The following is a 15,582-nucleotide window of genomic DNA, read 5'->3' on the forward strand; positions in this document are numbered from 1 at the left end:
TTCTTGGAATTACTAACGGGGCCATGGTTGTACCGGGGCGCGAGAGCGCCCGTCGTTTCGATGTATCGGGAGGGATACATTTGAAGGAGTACCTAGCTTCCGCTGAGGACGTGCTCGCGGAGCAATCCACGAGCGAGGAGTCCGGTCTGACTTCCGCCGAGGCGCAGGCGCGCGCGGCGAAGTTCGGCCCGAACAAGCTCAAGGAGGAGGAGAAGACCCCGCTGTGGATCCGCTTCTTCCAGCAGATGGCCGACCCCATGGTCATCATGCTCATCGTCGCTGCGGTCATCTCGGCCGTGACCGGCATGATCCAGGGCGAGTCTGAGTGGGCCGACGTCATCATCATCATGACGGTCGTCATCATCAACTCCGCGCTCGGCGTCATCCAGGAGGCCAAGAGCGAGGAGGCGCTCGCCGCGCTGCAGGAGATGAGCGCCGCCCAGTCCAAGGTCATCCGCGACGGCAAGCAGATCGCGCTGCACTCCTCTGAGCTCGTCCCCGGCGACATCGTGCTGCTCGAGGCCGGCGACGCCGTGCCCGCGGACTGCCGCGTGCTCGAGAGCGCCTCGATGAAGATCGAGGAGGCCGCCCTCACCGGCGAGTCCGTGCCCGTCGAGAAGCACACGGACGCCATCGAGCTCGCCGAGGGCACCGACGACGTGCCGCTCGGCGACCGCAAGAACATGTGCTACATGGGCTCCACCGTGGTGTACGGCCGCGGTCGCGCCGTCGTGTGCGGCACCGGCATGGACACCGAGATGGGCAAGATCGCCGGCGCCCTGAACGACGCCAAGGAGGAGCTCACCCCGCTCCAGATGAAGCTCGCCGAGCTCTCGAAGATCCTGACCATCATGGTCATCGTGATCTGCGTGGTCATCTTCGCGGTCGACATCCTGCGCACGGGCCTCGGCACCGTCGCCGCCGAGCCGCACATGCTGCTCGACACCTTCATGGTCGCCGTGTCGCTCGCCGTGGCCGCCATCCCCGAGGGCCTCGTGGCCGTCGTGACGATCGTGCTCTCCATCGGCGTGACCAAGATGGCCAAGCGCCAGGCGATTATCCGCAACCTCTCCGCGGTCGAGACGCTCGGCTGCACGCAGGTCATCTGCTCCGATAAGACCGGCACCCTCACCCAGAACAAGATGACGGTCGTCAAGCACGAGCTCGCCTCCTCCGAGGAGAAGCTCCTCGCCGGCATGGCGCTGTGCTCCGACGCCAAGTGGGACGATGAGGCCGGCCAGGCCGTGGGCGAGCCCACCGAGTGCGCGCTCGTGAACGACGCCGGCAAGGCCGGCATGACCGGGCTCGACGTCGAGCACCCGCGCGTGGGCGAGGCGCCGTTCGACTCCGGCCGCAAGATGATGTCCGTCGTGGTCGAGGAGGCCGACGGCTCCTTCGAGCAGTACACCAAGGGCGCCCCCGACGTCATCCTGGGCCTGTGCACCCAGGTCTGGCAGGACGGTGAGATCGTCCCCATGACCGACGAGCGCCGCGAGCAGCTGCTCGCCGCCAACAAGGCCATGGCCGACGAGGCGCTCCGCGTGCTCGCGCTCGCGTCCCGCAGCTATGCCGAGAAGCCGGCCGACTTCAGCGCCGAGACGCTCGAGCACGACCTCGTGTTCTGCGGCCTCTCCGGCATGATCGACCCCGAGCGCCCCGAGGTGGCCCCGGCCATCGCCGAGGCGCACGGCGCCGGCATCCGCACCGTCATGATCACGGGCGACCACATCGACACCGGCGTCGCCATCGCCAAGAACCTCGGCATCGTCGAGGGCCGCGACGAGGCCATTACCGGCGCCGAGATCGACAAGATGTCCGACGACGAGCTCGACGCCCAGATCGAGAAGTACGGCGTCTACGCGCGCGTCCAGCCCGAGCACAAGACCCGCATCGTCGAGGCGTGGAAGTCCAAGGACAAGGTCGTCGCCATGACCGGCGACGGCGTGAACGACGCCCCGTCCATCAAGCACGCCAACATCGGCGTGGGCATGGGCATCACCGGCACCGACGTCACCAAGAACGTCGCCGACATGGTGCTTGCCGACGACAACTTCGCCACGATCATCAACGCGTGCGAAGAGGGCCGTCGCATCTACGACAACATCCGCAAGGTCATCCAGTTCCTGCTCTCCGCGAACCTCGCCGAGGTGTTCTCGGTCTTCGCGGCCACGCTCATGGGCTTCACGCTGTTCCAGCCCATCCAGCTGCTGTGGGTGAACCTCGTCACCGACTGCTTCCCCGCGCTCGCGCTGGGCATGGAGGAGGCCGAGGGCGACGTCATGAAGCGCAAGCCGCGTAACGCCACCGACGGCGTGTTCGCCGGCAACATGGGCCTCGACACCGTGGTCCAGGGTGTCGTCATCGCTATCCTCGTGCTCATCAGCTTCTTCTGCGGTGTGTACTTCGACCTGGGCGAGATTGACCTCTCGCAGCTCGCCACCTCCATGGCGGACGAGGAGGGCGTCATGATGGCGTTCATCACGCTCAACATGGTCGAGATCTTCCATTGCTTCAACATGCGCAGCCGCCGTGCCTCCATCTTCCACATGAAGAAGCAGAACAAGTGGCTGTGGGGCGCCGCGTTCCTCGCGCTCATCCTCACGCTCGTCGTGGTCGAGGTCGACGCGCTCTCGATGATCTTCTTCGGCGTGGAGCACCTCGAGCCCAAGGGCATGGTCACCGCGCTCGCGCTCGGCTTCCTGATCATCCCGATCGTGGAGATCTACAAGGCCATCATGCGCGCCGTGGAGAAGGAGCAGTAAGGCTTCTTTCACGCAGCACATAGTGCCCTGAGATGACGGGCGCGTCCTCGCCGCTTCGCGGTCGCAGGGCGCGCCCGTTTCGCGTGCGGGGCCGAGCGAGCGGGTCGCGGGCGGCGTCCCGGCGGCGGCGCGGCCTTACAGCGGGGCCGCCCCGCCGCCGCAGGAGCTGCCGCTGCGGTGCTGTGATGCGCGTTTGGGATCTCTGGGCGGATTTTAGCAGGAAGCGGCTTTCGCAGGGCCCTCGTCTTGCTACATCGCGCCCGCAGATCGCGTTGGCGCTTCGGGAGCGGAGCGGTGCCGGCGTCGCGGCGGCGCGGTCCCGCTTTGGGATTCGCAAGCAGAAAAACGACGGAGGGTACCCTTCTGGAGCCCTTCACGGTAGATTTTCTGCTTGCGAATGCACAGAGAAAATGTGTCGAAATTGCCGGCAAACGGTCAGTCAACCTACCATTCGGTCGTATATACGACCATTGGGTAATCAGGGGGCGTCTCGCGGGGGCGGGGGGATACCATAAGCGGAATCTGTACACCGCTTGCACGTAAGGTGGTCCCGCATGGCTTCGCACCGCGGCTATCGCTCATCCCGTTTCAGGTGGCTCGGCGTCCTGCCGGCCGTCGCCGCGCTCCTGCTCGCGACGGCGCCCGTCCTCGCGAGCGCGCAGCCGTCCCCGGCGCGCGCCGGCGAGGAGTGGCTCCCCGATCCCACGATTACGATCGAGGACGCATCGGGGCTGCCGATCACGCTGGATGACGGCGACGTCCTCCCCATCAGGAACGTGACCTACAGCGCCGAGACCGGCGTGAGCCCCATCGCGCTCGCCGATAACGCGACGGCGACCATCATCGTCGAGGGCACGGTCGAGCTCAACGGCGCCGACGCCGAGGGCCGCACGGGCGCCACGCCCGCCATCGAGGTCCCCGAGACCGCGACGCTCGTCGTGTACGGCGCGCACGACGAGGAGCTCGCCGGCACCTACGAGGCGCCCGAGGACTCGCTCATCGTCACCGGCGGCGACCCGGCTGTTGGCGAGGACGGCCAGGATGCGCGGAGTGCCGGGTACGGAGAAGGTAACGTAGATTTTCTTCCCACTTCGGGCAACGGGGGAGCTGGCGGCGGAGGTGGCGCGGCAGCCATCGGCGGTAGAGGCGGCGACGGCGGTGCGGGCGGTGCCGGGACTGCCGGAAGCATGAACCGCGATGGCGAGCCGCGTGTCGAATGGTGGGCGCGTTGGAAGAACGACGAGCTCGCGTCCATCGAAGGCTCGGGAAACGACGGGACCATGGGTCGCGATGGTGAGACCGCAGAGGCGGGCGAGCAGGGCGCAGGATGCGGTTCTGTGTATCTGCTGGGTCGCCTGAACATCACGGCGTCGACTTCCGGCGAGAACGCGACGGGCGGCCACGGTGGCAGCGGTGACGGCGGAGGCAACGACAACGATGACGGCATTGGAATCGGCGACGGAAAGACGTGGGAGCTGTACGGCGGCGCCGGCGGTGGCGGCGGCGGTGGCGGCGGTACGGCCGCGGCCGCGATCGGTGCCGGAGGCGCCGGCGGCAGCGGCGGCGGCGGCGGGGGAACGGGACCCTCAGACGATGCCTACAATATGTCTACGACGCAAGACCATCCGGACACGGCGCCGGGTGGTGGCGGCGGTGGCGGCGGCTGGCCGAACGGCGGTGGCGGCGGCGGTGGCGGCCCTGCCGACTTTTACGCATATGCAGTTGATGCCGACAGCTATGGTGGCGATGGTGGTCCCGGCGGTGAAGACAACGGCATCATCGGAGCCGGCGGATATATCATCTCTGAAAGAGGCGAACGCTGGGATCGGTACCCTGGAAGAGGTGGAGCTGGCGCAGGTGGCATCGACTCGACTGATCAGGCGCTCGGGGGCATTAGAGTTTACGCTCCCGGCTATACCATCCACGATCCGGATATCTGGAGCGGGTCCGGCGGGTACGGCGGCGGTCCGGTCGCCGCACGGGAGTGGGGATCCAGCGATGGCAAGCCGGCACTCGTGATGAGCACGGCGGGTCTCTACACGCTTTCGAATGAGGGGAGCCTCGGCTATGCGTGTGGATCGGGCGGCGGCAGCGGTGCCGATGCCCGTGTAGCCACCGAACCTCGTCTCGTGTACGAGGCCGAGGACCTCGCATACGAGCCGCTATCCGGGGCGGAGGGCTCCTACACCTACACTGGCGGGCAGATTCGCCCGGAAGGAGAGTTCGGCACAAGCGCGAGGTACACGGCAGAGTCGGATCGCGACGGGCAGCTCGTGCCGGGTGCCGTCGAGGAGGAGCTCTCGGTCTCCACGACGGGCGATCCCGTCTACGGCGAGAACATCCACTGCCCCGAGGGCACGGTCACCTTCGATGCAACCGGCCTGACCGACCGCGCGGACGTGCTCAGACGGCTGCTGGACCCCAGCGACACCGAGCCTATCATCGTGGGCTCCCAGATCACCTGGCGGTTCCCCATCAACAAGGCGACGTTCACCGAGGCGCCCATCAGCTGGAGCACCGAGGGGGACGTGCCGCGCGTCGGCGAGCCCATCACGCTCTCGCTCGATAGCTATGTGTTCAAGGGCGCCGATGGCGAGGATGTCGAGGGGAGCCTCTCCGAGCTCTGGCTCGATGCGGATGGAACGGTCGGCGCCCCCACGGTCTTCTGGAGCGCCGAGGGGGTCTCCTACGGGGAGTTCTCCTCCGATGGGAGCCTCCAGACCACGTTCACGCCGTATGCCTCAGGCAAGGTCGTCATCCGGGCAGCCATCCTCTATGAGGGCGGCTCCGACCTGGACATGAACGATTTCGTGCACTATGAGACGACGCTGGAGCTCGAGGTGCAGGTCGGTTCGGATCCGGTTGAGATTACCCTCGACGATGACGGCGACGCCTGCTACGGCGACCTGATCCCGTTCACCGTCACGGGACCCGATGGTATGCACATCGATCAGGTCGTGGCGGCGGGCGACGGGGAGATCCGCGCGTACGACCCGCTGACCGGCGAGGGCACGCTCAAGTGCGCCGGTGCGGGAACGGCGATCGTGATAGCGATCTGTCCCGAGAGCTCAGGCTGGGACATCGCGAGCGTCGAGGTCGCGAAGAGGAGCATCACTGCAGAATGGTCAGGCACGGAGGACCGTGTCTACGACGGGACCGCCTCGGCGGTGTGGGCGGACTTCGATGATTACATTTTCCGGGGAGACCAACTATACGGCGACGTAATCTCCCCGGTCACCGGTGGTAACGCTGTGCTCGGCGGGAGACATACGGCAACCGTGGAGCTTGCAGGCGGCCATGCCGACGACTTCGTAGTCACGAACCCGACGGTCGAGTACGAGATCTTGCAGGCGGCATCGTCGACGCTTACCCCCCGTGTCCTAAACGAGGAGGGGACGCAGGAGATCGACAGCGCGGTCTACGGAGACGTCGTCGTGCTCGAAGCGGTGGTCACGCCGGGGACCGCTGGGGCGCCTGGGGCCCGGACCGGGGACTCCGATGCGCCGGACGCACCCGATGCTTCGACATTCACGTTCACCGTGGACGGAGAAGAGCTGGAAGGGGAGCGCTCGGAGGTGAGCGTGGGCACCGACGGGTCGTTCACGATGCGCTTTACCTACGATACCGCCTCGCGCCAGATGCCGGTCGATGTGAACGAAATCACCTTCAGCTTTGCAGGCGATGACAGCATGCCGGCGGCTGAGGAAACCGATTCTCTGACGCTCGAGAGGGCCCCGTTGGGTATCTCGCTCGAGGCCGCCTATGAGAAGCCCTATGACGGGACGACCGAGGTCACCGGCGTCGAGTTCAGCTTCAGGGGCGTCGTGGGCGACGATGAGCCCTACGTCATCTGGGATGACGCCGCGTGGATCGCGGCCGACCCGGGGACGGATACCGTGCGGGTGTCGGGTATAGCGCTCGGCGATGACTATGGCGCGTGGTATGACTTGGACGATGGCGTCGAGGCAGATGGCATCGAAGAGAGAGGCCCTTAAACCGCGCTGCCATCCGCGCGGCCGACGTCGACGTGACGGTCGAGCTTGAGGGCAAGGTCTACGACGGCGAGCCCGTCGGCGAGCCCGAGGTCGCTGTCACCGCCGAGGCTGGGACGGTCAGCACGGGCGAGGTCACGGTGACCTGGTTCGCCTCCAACGGCCAGGGCGGCTGGAACGAGATCGAGGGCGCGCCCGCGGACGCCGGCGACTACAAGGTCGAGGCAACGGTCGCGGCTGACGACAACCACAACGCGAGCGCCGAGCCGGGCGTCGCGCTCTTCACGATCGCCAAGGCACCCCAGGATGCCCCCTCGGGCGTGACGTCGACGGGGGAGACCTCTCCGGATGCCGGTGACGGCACGATCTCCGGCCTGCCCGCGGGCTCCGAGTGGCGCCCCGAGGGCGGCACGTGGGCGGACGCCCCCGAGGGCGGCACGGTAGAGGGGCTCGCGCCCGGAGCCTACGAGGTCCGCATGAAGGGCGACGCCAACCACGAGCCCTCCGAGGCCGTGACGGTCCGCGTCGACGCGGCGTCCGCGCTCGCGGGAATCATCGGGTCCCTCGGCGGGGCCTCAGGCGATGCCCAGGGTGGCATCCCCAGCACAGGTGACCCCGCCGCCATCGCGGGTGTCCTCGCCGCCGCGGGCGCAACCGCGCTGGCCGTGGGCGCCATGCGCCGCCGCCGCTAAACCGGCCCTGGGCAGTCCCAGAAGAGCCCGGCACTACGTGTGCCGGGCTCTTTCCATGCGCGCGTTTTGAATCTGCGGGCACGATTTAGCAGGAAGTGCCCTTCGCTAAGCCCTCGTCTTGCTAAATCGTGCCCACAGATCGCGGCGGCGCTTCGGGTACCGGGTGGTTCTCTGCAACATCGCACCGCCCGGCTCGCTGTGAGAATCACAAGCAGAAAATCGATTGTTCGTGCCTCCAGAGGCTCTTTTTCAGTCGATTTTCTGCTTGCGAATCGCGGCGGCGTGAACGGCGCTGCGGTTCGCGGCGTGTCCGATGCCGCGGCCGCGGCTCGGCGATAGCGCCGCGACCGGGCGCCCTTGCGGTACCATAGCTAACGGCAAGATGACGAGCGGATGCGGCGTGGCCGCAGCGGAGGGCGGGCATGGCGAAACGGGCCAAGACCAAGGGCAAGCGCGGTACGCGCCGGGCGCGGGAGGACGCTGCCGCATCCAGGCAGCTCGATGCCGCCGAGGCGATGGCGTCCCTGCCCAAGATCGACGCCCTCCACGACCTGCCGGCGTTCGGCGACCTCAGCTGCGATGACGCGCAGCGCGCCGCGTTCGATGGCTTCTGCCGGGCGGCTGAGAGCCCAGACGAGATGCACCTGGGCTGCGTCGTCCGCCTCGACCGCGGGTTCCCGCTGGTCGTGACCGAGCAGGCGACGCTTCGTGCCGAGCACGCGGTGGGCTTCGCCAAGCAGGACAAGGACCTCGGGCAGGTGCTCTTCCCGGCGGTGGGCGACTGGGTGGCGATCCGCATCGCGCCGGGGCACGACATGGGCGTGATCGAGCGCGTGCTGCCGCGGCGCACGGCGTTCGAGCGCTGGCGCGGCAAGAACCGCGGCGAGCGCCAGGTGCTTTGCGCCAACGTCGACACGATCTTGATCGTCCAGGCGCTCGGCGCCGGCGAGGTGCTGCTCGGCCGCATCGCGCGCTCGCTCGTGCTGGCGGCGGATTGCGGCGCCGAGCCCGTGGTGGTGCTCACCAAGGCAGACCGCTGCGATGACGAGGAGCTCTCCCGCGAGCTCGAGCGCGTGCGCCGGCTCGTGGGGCCCGCGGTCGAGGTCGTCGTCACGTCCTCCGCGACGGGGGTCGGCATGGACGGCGTGCGCGCCTGCGTGGCGCCGCGTACGTGCGCGATGATTCTGGGCGAGTCGGGCGCCGGCAAGTCGACGCTGCTCAACATGCTGCTCGGCCACGAGGCGCTCGAGACGGGCGCGGTCCGCGAGCGCGACGACATGGGGCGGCACACCACGGTCGCCCGCGTCATGGTGAAGCTGCCCGGCGACTGCGGCGTGATCGCCGACGCGCCCGGGCTGCGGAGCCTGCCGCTCGTGGGGCACGAGCGCGGGCTCGCGCGCACGTTCCCCGAGGTGGTGGAGGCGGCGCGCGGCTGCCGCTTCAACGACTGCACGCATACGCACGAGCCGGGCTGCGCCGTGCGGGAGGCGGTCGAGGCCGGCGAGATCGACCCCATGCGCCTCGAGGTGTTCGGCGCCCTCGCGTCCGAGATGCGCGTGAGCGCCCAGAGCCTGGACCCGGACATTCACCTGTAGGGGCAGGCGGCGTGCCCGCGGCGCATGCGTGCGCCACACCGTTTGTGCATAGCGGGCGGCATCAGCTGACCACAAGATGAATAGCCAGGCGAACCACATGCCGTACCGGCCCGTTTCCCCGGTGCCGGGGCAGTGCGGCATCAAACGGGAATCTAACGGGGAGCTTCCCCCAATCTGTCCGGGCGGAAAGGTTCGGGGAAGGGTCTCGTAAGGTCGCGTTCAAGGAATTCAGTCTGTTACCTGCCGCGACACCATGCGCTCGCACAATTGAATCAGGGAGGAAGCCGATGCCGGCGATGGCTCTCGAGACGGGAGGCGACGCATGAAACGAACGACGAGACTGGTGCTGAGCGTCGCTGCGGGATGTCTCGCCATGGGGCTCGTCTTCGCGTACGGCTCCTCCGTTCGCGCCGAGGCCGAGCAGGCCAGACAGGAGATGCTTGCGGCATATGGGGGAGAGCTTGTCACGGTCTGCGTGGCCTCGCGCGCTATCGAGCCCGGCGAGGAGCTCGACGAGTCGAACGTGCAGGCGGAGGAGTGGGTCGCGAGCCTGCTGCCGCCCGGGGCGGAGACCTCCCTCGAGGAGTTGGTGGGCCGCCGGGCGACCTCGACGGTTCCCGAGCGCGCCGTGATCTGCCCCGCCTACCTCGAGGAGCGCGGTGGCGCGCTCGAGGTCCCCGAGGGGATGGTCGCGGTCTCCGTCACGGCTGACGCGTCGCATGCCGTCGGCGGGTCGGTCGCGCCGGGCGACGAGGTGGACGTCTACGTCTCGAACGCGGGCGTCGCCGACCTGCTCTGCCGGGCGCGCATCTTGGAGACGAGCGCGCGCGCGAGCGAGACCGACGGGGCCGATTTGAGCTGGGTCACGCTCGCGGTCGAGCCGGAGCGCGTCGAGGAGCTCCTCGCCGCGACGGCGAAGGGCACGGTGAGCCTGACCGTACCGGGTGTCGGCGCGACGCCCGATGACAACGCAGGGGAGGAGACGTCATGAAGCCGCTATGGCTCGTATGCTGCTCGAGCGGGGACTACCCCCGCGCCCAGCGCGAGATCGATATGGATGCCGCCGAGATCCAGGTGCTGCGGCTCGACGACCCCGGGACGCTCGAGCGCGTCGCGCAGGCGTTCGCCGAGCCCCCGTGCGGAGCGGTGCTCTACAGCAGACACGCGACCCGCGAGGAGCTTGAGGGCACCGTAGGCCGCCTGAAGGGCGCGCATGGCGGCATGCGCATCGTGGTCATCCTCGACGAGCTCGATGTCGCGCACATCGCGCAGCTGTTCCGTGCCGGGGCGACCGAGGTGGTCGCCGCCGACGGCGCGCGCGATGCGCATGCCGCCCATACCGCGGAGGGCACTTGTAGGCATGGCACGGGAGAGGGAAATCCCGAGCATCTCCTGAGCTCTCCGCTGGACATGGCCGTTGAACCTGGGGCGCCGCGTGAGACCGACGGGCTTGCCTTGAACGCAGCGGAAGCCGCACACGTCCGCGCGCCCCAGGATCAACCCGATGGACAAGGCGCCCGGCTTCCCGGAGCTGCCGCCCGGGCCCAGGCTCCGGCGGAACTCGCCGACGGCCTGGACGAGCCGGACGGTGTGCGCGTGCAAGGCGGAGCCGCCCGGCGGCCAGCAGGGTGGCGGGAGCCCGCGCCGGGCCATGCCCCGGTCGTGTGCCTTATCTCCGGCCAGGGGGGAGCCGGCAAGACCACGCTCGCCGCGGCGATGGCCTGGTGCTCGTCGCAGCTGGGCCTGCGCACGGCCGCCGTCGATCTGGACCTCATGTTCGGCAACCTCTACCGCCTTGTGGGCGTCACCGCGCCGCGTGACCTCGGGGCCCTGCTCGCCCCCGCGCGCACGGGCACGCTCGACGAGGAGGCCATCGTGGGCGCCTCGATGCGCGTCGCCCCGGGCTTCACCCTGTGGGGCCCGCTCGCCGTGCCCGAGCAGGCGGAGCTCATGGGCCCTGCGGTCGAGCTCCTGCTCGCCACGCTGCGGGCGGAGTCCGACGTGGTCTTCGTGGACACCGCGACCCAATGGGGCGATGCCGTGGCGGCGGCGGTCGAGCTGAGCGAGCGGTGCCTCATGGTCTGCGACGGGGCGGTGGGAGCGCGCGAGGCTCTGCGGCGCGTCATCAAGCTGGCGGAGCGGATCGGCGTGCCGCGCACGCGCATGACCTGCGTCGCGAACCGCGTGGGCGCCCGCGCCCTCAGCGAGGAGCGCGCCTCGGCGCTCGAGATCGCCGCGTCGTTGAGCTCGGCGCTGCGCATCGCCGAGGGCGGGCCCGACACGGTCGAGCTCCTGCGCGCGGGTCGCATGGACCAGCTCATGGCGGCGCCCCGCCCCTTCCCGCGCTCCGTGCGCGCGGCGACCGGAAAGCTCCTCCTCGAGCTGGGCTGCCCGGTCGACCGCTCGCGCCTGGACGCAGATGAGGGCGATGAGCCCCGGCCCCGGCTGCGCCTGCCGTGGGCCAAGACGGGCGGTGCATGATGGGCGTGTTCGCCCGCGTCGAGCGGGCGGGCAGGACGCGCAGCCGGACGGGGACGGCCCCGGGGCCGCGCCGTGCGCCTTCGCGCGAGCGCCGCGAGGTGGCGCGCGCGGCGAAACGCGACGTCATGGACCGCGTGGGCTTCTCCGAGGTCGCGCGCATCGCCGCCGAGCCGGATGCGGCGCGCTCGCGCGAGGAGCTGCGCCCGGCGGTCGAGGCGGTCCTCAACGCGCGCGAGACCGAGGAGCTGGGGGCGGCGGAGCGCGAGGCGGTCGTCGCCGAGGTGCTCGACGACATCGTGGGGCTCGGCCCGCTCCAGGCGCTCATCGAGGATGACACGGTGAGCGAGATCATGGTGAACGGGAGCGGCTCGGCGTTCTTCGAGCGCGCGGGCACGCTCCATCCGCTCGGCGCGCTCTTCGAGAACGACGAGCAGATCCGCATCCTCATCGACCGCATCATCTCGCCTCTGGGCCGGCGCATCGACGAGCGGAGCCCGATCGTGAACGCGCGGCTCAGCCTCGGCTACCGCGTGAACGCCGTGATCCCGCCGGTCGCCCTGGACGGCCCCGTGCTCACCATCCGCAAGTTCTCGGACCGCATCAGCTCCCTCAAGGAGCTGGTCGATCTGGGCTCGCTGCCCGGTTGGTACGCCGGCCTGCTCTCGTGCGCGGTGTCGCTCAGGCAGGATTTGGCGGTGGCCGGGGGCACGGGCTCGGGCAAGACGACCCTTCTGAACGCGCTCTCGTGCGAGATCCCCGAGGGCGAGCGCATCGTGACCATCGAGGATTCCGCGGAGCTCAAGTTCTCGTGGCACCCCCACGTGGTGCGCCTCGAGGCGCGGCCGGCCTCCATCGAGGGGGAGGGCGCCGTCACCATCCGCGACCTCGTCACGAACGCCCTGCGCATGCGGCCCGACCGCATCGTGGTGGGCGAGGTGCGCGGCGCGGAGTGCATCGACATGCTGCAGGCCATGAACACGGGCCACGACGGATCGCTCACGACGCTGCACGCCGGGACCGAGGAGGAGGCGATCGTGCGCCTGACGCTTCTGGCCCGCTACGGCATCAACCTGCCGTCGGAGCTCATCGAGGAGCAGATCGCCATGGCGCTCGACGGGATCGTGATGTCCGAGCGCCGAGCCGACGGGCGCCGCTTCGTCTCGAGCTACGCGGGCGTGCGGCGCGCCGCGACGGGCGGCGTCGAGCTCGAGCGCTACGTGTCGTTCGACAGCGCGTCGGCGACCTGGGTCCTGGAGCGCGAGCCGCCGTTCATCGACGAGGGCCTCGCGTCGGGCAGGTTGACTGAGGAGGAGGTGGAGCAATGGAGGCGTTCTTGCCCCTAGGGGCGGGCATCGCCGCGGCGGCGGGCGCATGGGCCCTCACGGCCGCGGCCGGGCCGCAGCCATCGGCGGATTGCGCCGGGGGCGCGTGGCATGCGGCGTCGCGGGATGCGCTCAGGGCAGCATCGGGTTGGGTGCGTGCCCTGGGGGCGCGGCTCCCGCGCCGCCTCTCGTCGATCCTCGCGTCGAGGGGTTGCCTCTCCGAGCTCGAGCGCGTCGTGGCGGCCGCATGCCGGCGCGCCGGGCCCGGGTCAGCGGCGGGTGCCACCGCCCGCGAGCTTATCCAGGGCCTCTGGCTCTGCATCACGGTCGCGGCAGCCGCCGCGGGGGCCGCCGTCGCGTCCTCGCCCTGGGGCGCGCCCGTCGGGGCGGCCCTTCCCACCGCCGTGCTCGCGGCACGCGGGGCGCGCCGCAAGCGTGCCGAGAGAAGACGCGTCGAGGCGGCGATGCCCGAGGCCTTCTCGGCGCTGGCGATCTCGCTCGGGTCGGGCCATACGCTCGCCCAGGGCATGCGCTTCGTGGGCGGGCATGCCGAGGAGCCCATACGGACCGAGTTCCTGCGCGTCGCCTGCTCCATCGACTGCGGGGTGCCGGCGGCATCCGCCCTCGACGACCTGCTCGCGCGCCTGCCCGCGCCGGGGCTCGGCCTGGTATCGCTCGCCCTCAAGGTCTCCCAGCGCACCGGGGCGCCGCTGCGCGACCTGCTGGCCGATGCGGCCGCCATGGTCTCGGAGCGCATGGAGCTCGTGCGCAAGCTCGACGTGAAGACGTCCCAGGCGCGCATGTCGGCCCGGTTGGTCGCGCTCATGCCCATCGCGATGATCGGCGCGCTCACGCTGCTGTCGCCGGACTTCCGCGCGGGGCTCGGCGAGCCGGTGGGGATGGGGAGCGTGGCCGTGGCGCTCGCGCTCAACGTCTGCGCCTGGCTCATCATCAGGCGGATCATGGAGGTCGAGGTGTGATGGGCGCGCATCTTCCGCTGCTCGGGGCCCTGGGGTGCTCGGGCACGCTCGCGGCATGGCTCGCCCTGGGGGCGTCCGCGGCGGACCGCAGGTGGGTCCGGGACCTCTGCGCGGCGGGATGGCGCCGTGCGGAGGCAGCCGTGCGGGCATGCGCCGAGTCCCTGGCAAAGCGCATGCCCCGGCAGGGGGCCGCACGCGCGGTGGGTCTCGCCGACGTCTCCGAGATGATCGACGTGGTGCGCCTGGGTCTCACCGCGGGGCTCTCGTTCGACGCGGCGCTCGAGCTCTACAGCGAGCAGCGCGCCTGCGCGCTCGCCGGGCACATGCGCCGCGCGCGGCTCTGCTGGCAGATGGGGGTCTGCTCGCGCGAGGAGGCGCTTTCCGAGGTGGCGCGCGCGACGGGCGTGCGGGCGCTCGAGTCGTTCGCCATCGCCGTCGCGCAGGCGCTCGCCCTGGGTGCCCCGCTCGCCGAGACCCTCGAGGGGCAGACGCGCGAGATCCGCTCGGCGCACCGGGCCGAGGTGGAGCGCGAGATCGAACGGGTTCCCGTCAAGCTGCTCATCCCCACGGGCACGCTTATCCTGCCCGCCCTGCTGCTTTCCATCGTGGGACCGCTGCTCGCTGCGAGCGGCATGATCTAAGGAGGTTCTTATGGTCTGGAACACACGCGCGATCGGCAAGGTGTCGAGCTTTCTCGAGGAGGAGCGCGCCCAGGGCACGACGGAGTACGCCATCCTGGTCGGGGTCCTGGTTGTGATCGCGATTATCGCGATCATAGCCTTCCGCGACCGGGTGAGCGAGCTGTGGACCGCGATCTCAGACGGCATCAACAGCCTCTAGGGCATCGCATGGGGGTGCAGGACGGCTGCGGGGAGCCCGAGCGCCTGTCCACGCGCGCGCTCAGGCTGCTGGCACCCGCGCTCTGCCTCGCGACCGTGGTCGCCGCCTGCTCGCTCGTGCCCATGGCGCAGACGGGAGGCGCCGGCTCTGTAGGCAGCGCGGCAGGCTCGTCGCTCGCGGCTCAGGCGGGCTCCGCCGATGCGGATGCCGGGCCGGAGCCGGAGGGGAGCCCGCCGCGGGAAGGGGAGTCGCCAGGAGATCCGCCTGCCGCGCAGGAGGCGGGCTCCGGCTCGACGCCGGAGGGCGCACCGGAGACCCCATCCGCGGGAGGTGCCTCCTCCGCGACCTTCATGGGGGAGCTCGAGGAGGCGGCGGCGCGCACGGACGACCCCCAGGTGGGCATCGCATGGGAGGAGCCGCGCGGTCTCGCGCCGGTCGCGGGAGACATCCTCGACCGCTACGCGGCATGCGGGACGGCGCGGCTCGCCACCAGCGGCTTTATCGACATCAAGGGCAACGTGTGGGGCGCCGTGATCGAGGACGGGCGCGGTTGGGTCGACGTCGTGACCGTGACGGAGGCGCCGGACGGGGCGAGCTCGACGGCGCGCGTCATCCGGATGCTTCCGCGCGGAGGGGAGGGATCGTGACATGGAGGATGCCGTTTGCGGGCGCTGGGTCCGCCGGCTCGCGCGCGAGGGCGCCGCGCAGGCGACGCTCGAGTACGCGCTCACCGTCTTGGCGCTGCTCGCGGTGGTCACCGGGCTCGCGCTCGTCTGGCGCGCGGCGGAGGCCGGGACGCTCACCGCGCTCATCGAGGATGCCGCCTCGCACGCGCTCGACGGGACCGGCGTGGTGGACATCTCGCTGTACTGAGGGGATGCGCCCGGGGGCGGGCGGGAGGTTTGGCGCGCCCGCGCG

At 70.1% G+C, this 15,582-nt stretch carries 12 protein-coding genes; all 12 read left to right on the forward strand.

The features are described 5' to 3' along the window. Window positions 1-80: 80 nt before the first annotated feature. Window positions 81-2,762 carry a cation-translocating P-type ATPase gene (locus FS885_RS07690; protein ID WP_144744477.1) on the forward strand — a complete coding sequence of 894 codons (2,682 nt, stop codon included), beginning with the start codon at window positions 81-83 and terminating at the stop codon, window positions 2,760-2,762. A gap of 554 nt (window positions 2,763-3,316) precedes the next feature. Beyond that, entirely contained in the window at window positions 3,317-6,757 is a 3,441-nt protein-coding gene (locus tag FS885_RS09955; protein WP_186365822.1) for a hypothetical protein, read from the forward strand. Between the two features lie 32 nt (window positions 6,758-6,789). After that, entirely contained in the window at window positions 6,790-7,446 is a 657-nt protein-coding gene (locus tag FS885_RS07705) for a hypothetical protein (RefSeq protein ID WP_144744478.1), read from the forward strand. A gap of 422 nt (window positions 7,447-7,868) precedes the next feature. After that, window positions 7,869-9,041 carry a ribosome small subunit-dependent GTPase A gene (gene rsgA, locus FS885_RS07710; RefSeq protein ID WP_144744479.1) on the forward strand — a complete coding sequence of 391 codons (1,173 nt, stop codon included), beginning with the start codon at window positions 7,869-7,871 and terminating at the stop codon, window positions 9,039-9,041. A gap of 322 nt (window positions 9,042-9,363) precedes the next feature. Beyond that, window positions 9,364-10,032, forward strand: coding sequence for a Flp pilus assembly protein CpaB (cpaB, locus tag FS885_RS07715; protein WP_144744480.1), 669 nt, complete (start codon window positions 9,364-9,366; stop codon window positions 10,030-10,032). Beyond that, complete coding sequence (locus tag FS885_RS07720) at window positions 10,029-11,522, forward strand: CpaE/TadZ family protein (protein ID WP_144744481.1); 1,494 nt, start codon at window positions 10,029-10,031, stop codon at window positions 11,520-11,522. The genes cpaB and FS885_RS07720 overlap by 4 nt, the downstream gene beginning before the upstream one ends. Beyond that, window positions 11,522-12,865 carry a TadA family conjugal transfer-associated ATPase gene (locus tag FS885_RS07725; protein WP_144744489.1) on the forward strand — a complete coding sequence of 448 codons (1,344 nt, stop codon included), beginning with the start codon at window positions 11,522-11,524 and terminating at the stop codon, window positions 12,863-12,865. The genes FS885_RS07720 and FS885_RS07725 overlap by 1 nt, the downstream gene beginning before the upstream one ends. Next, a complete protein-coding gene (locus FS885_RS07730) occupies window positions 12,844-13,824 on the forward strand; it encodes a type II secretion system F family protein (protein ID WP_144744482.1) in 981 nt (326 codons plus the stop codon). Before FS885_RS07725 ends, FS885_RS07730 begins: the two co-directional genes overlap by 22 nt. Next, on the forward strand, window positions 13,824-14,465 hold the full coding sequence (locus FS885_RS07735; RefSeq protein ID WP_144744483.1) for a type II secretion system F family protein: 642 nt from the start codon (window positions 13,824-13,826) through the stop codon (window positions 14,463-14,465). Before FS885_RS07730 ends, FS885_RS07735 begins: the two co-directional genes overlap by 1 nt. Before the next feature lie 10 nt (window positions 14,466-14,475). Next, window positions 14,476-14,664, forward strand: a complete 189-nt coding sequence (locus FS885_RS07740) for a class III signal peptide-containing protein (RefSeq protein ID WP_144744484.1) — start codon at window positions 14,476-14,478, stop codon at window positions 14,662-14,664. Between the two features lie 8 nt (window positions 14,665-14,672). After that, window positions 14,673-15,311: a hypothetical protein gene (locus FS885_RS07745; protein ID WP_144744485.1), complete on the forward strand. Its 639-nt coding sequence runs from the start codon at window positions 14,673-14,675 to the stop codon at window positions 15,309-15,311. Between the two features lies 1 nt (window position 15,312). Then, entirely contained in the window at window positions 15,313-15,537 is a 225-nt protein-coding gene (locus tag FS885_RS07750) for a hypothetical protein (RefSeq protein ID WP_144744486.1), read from the forward strand. The last annotated feature ends 45 nt before the right edge of the window (window positions 15,538-15,582 follow it).

The organism is Enorma burkinafasonensis (assembly GCF_902150035.1).
GTDB classification, from domain to species: domain Bacteria; phylum Actinomycetota; class Coriobacteriia; order Coriobacteriales; family Coriobacteriaceae; genus Enorma; species Enorma burkinafasonensis.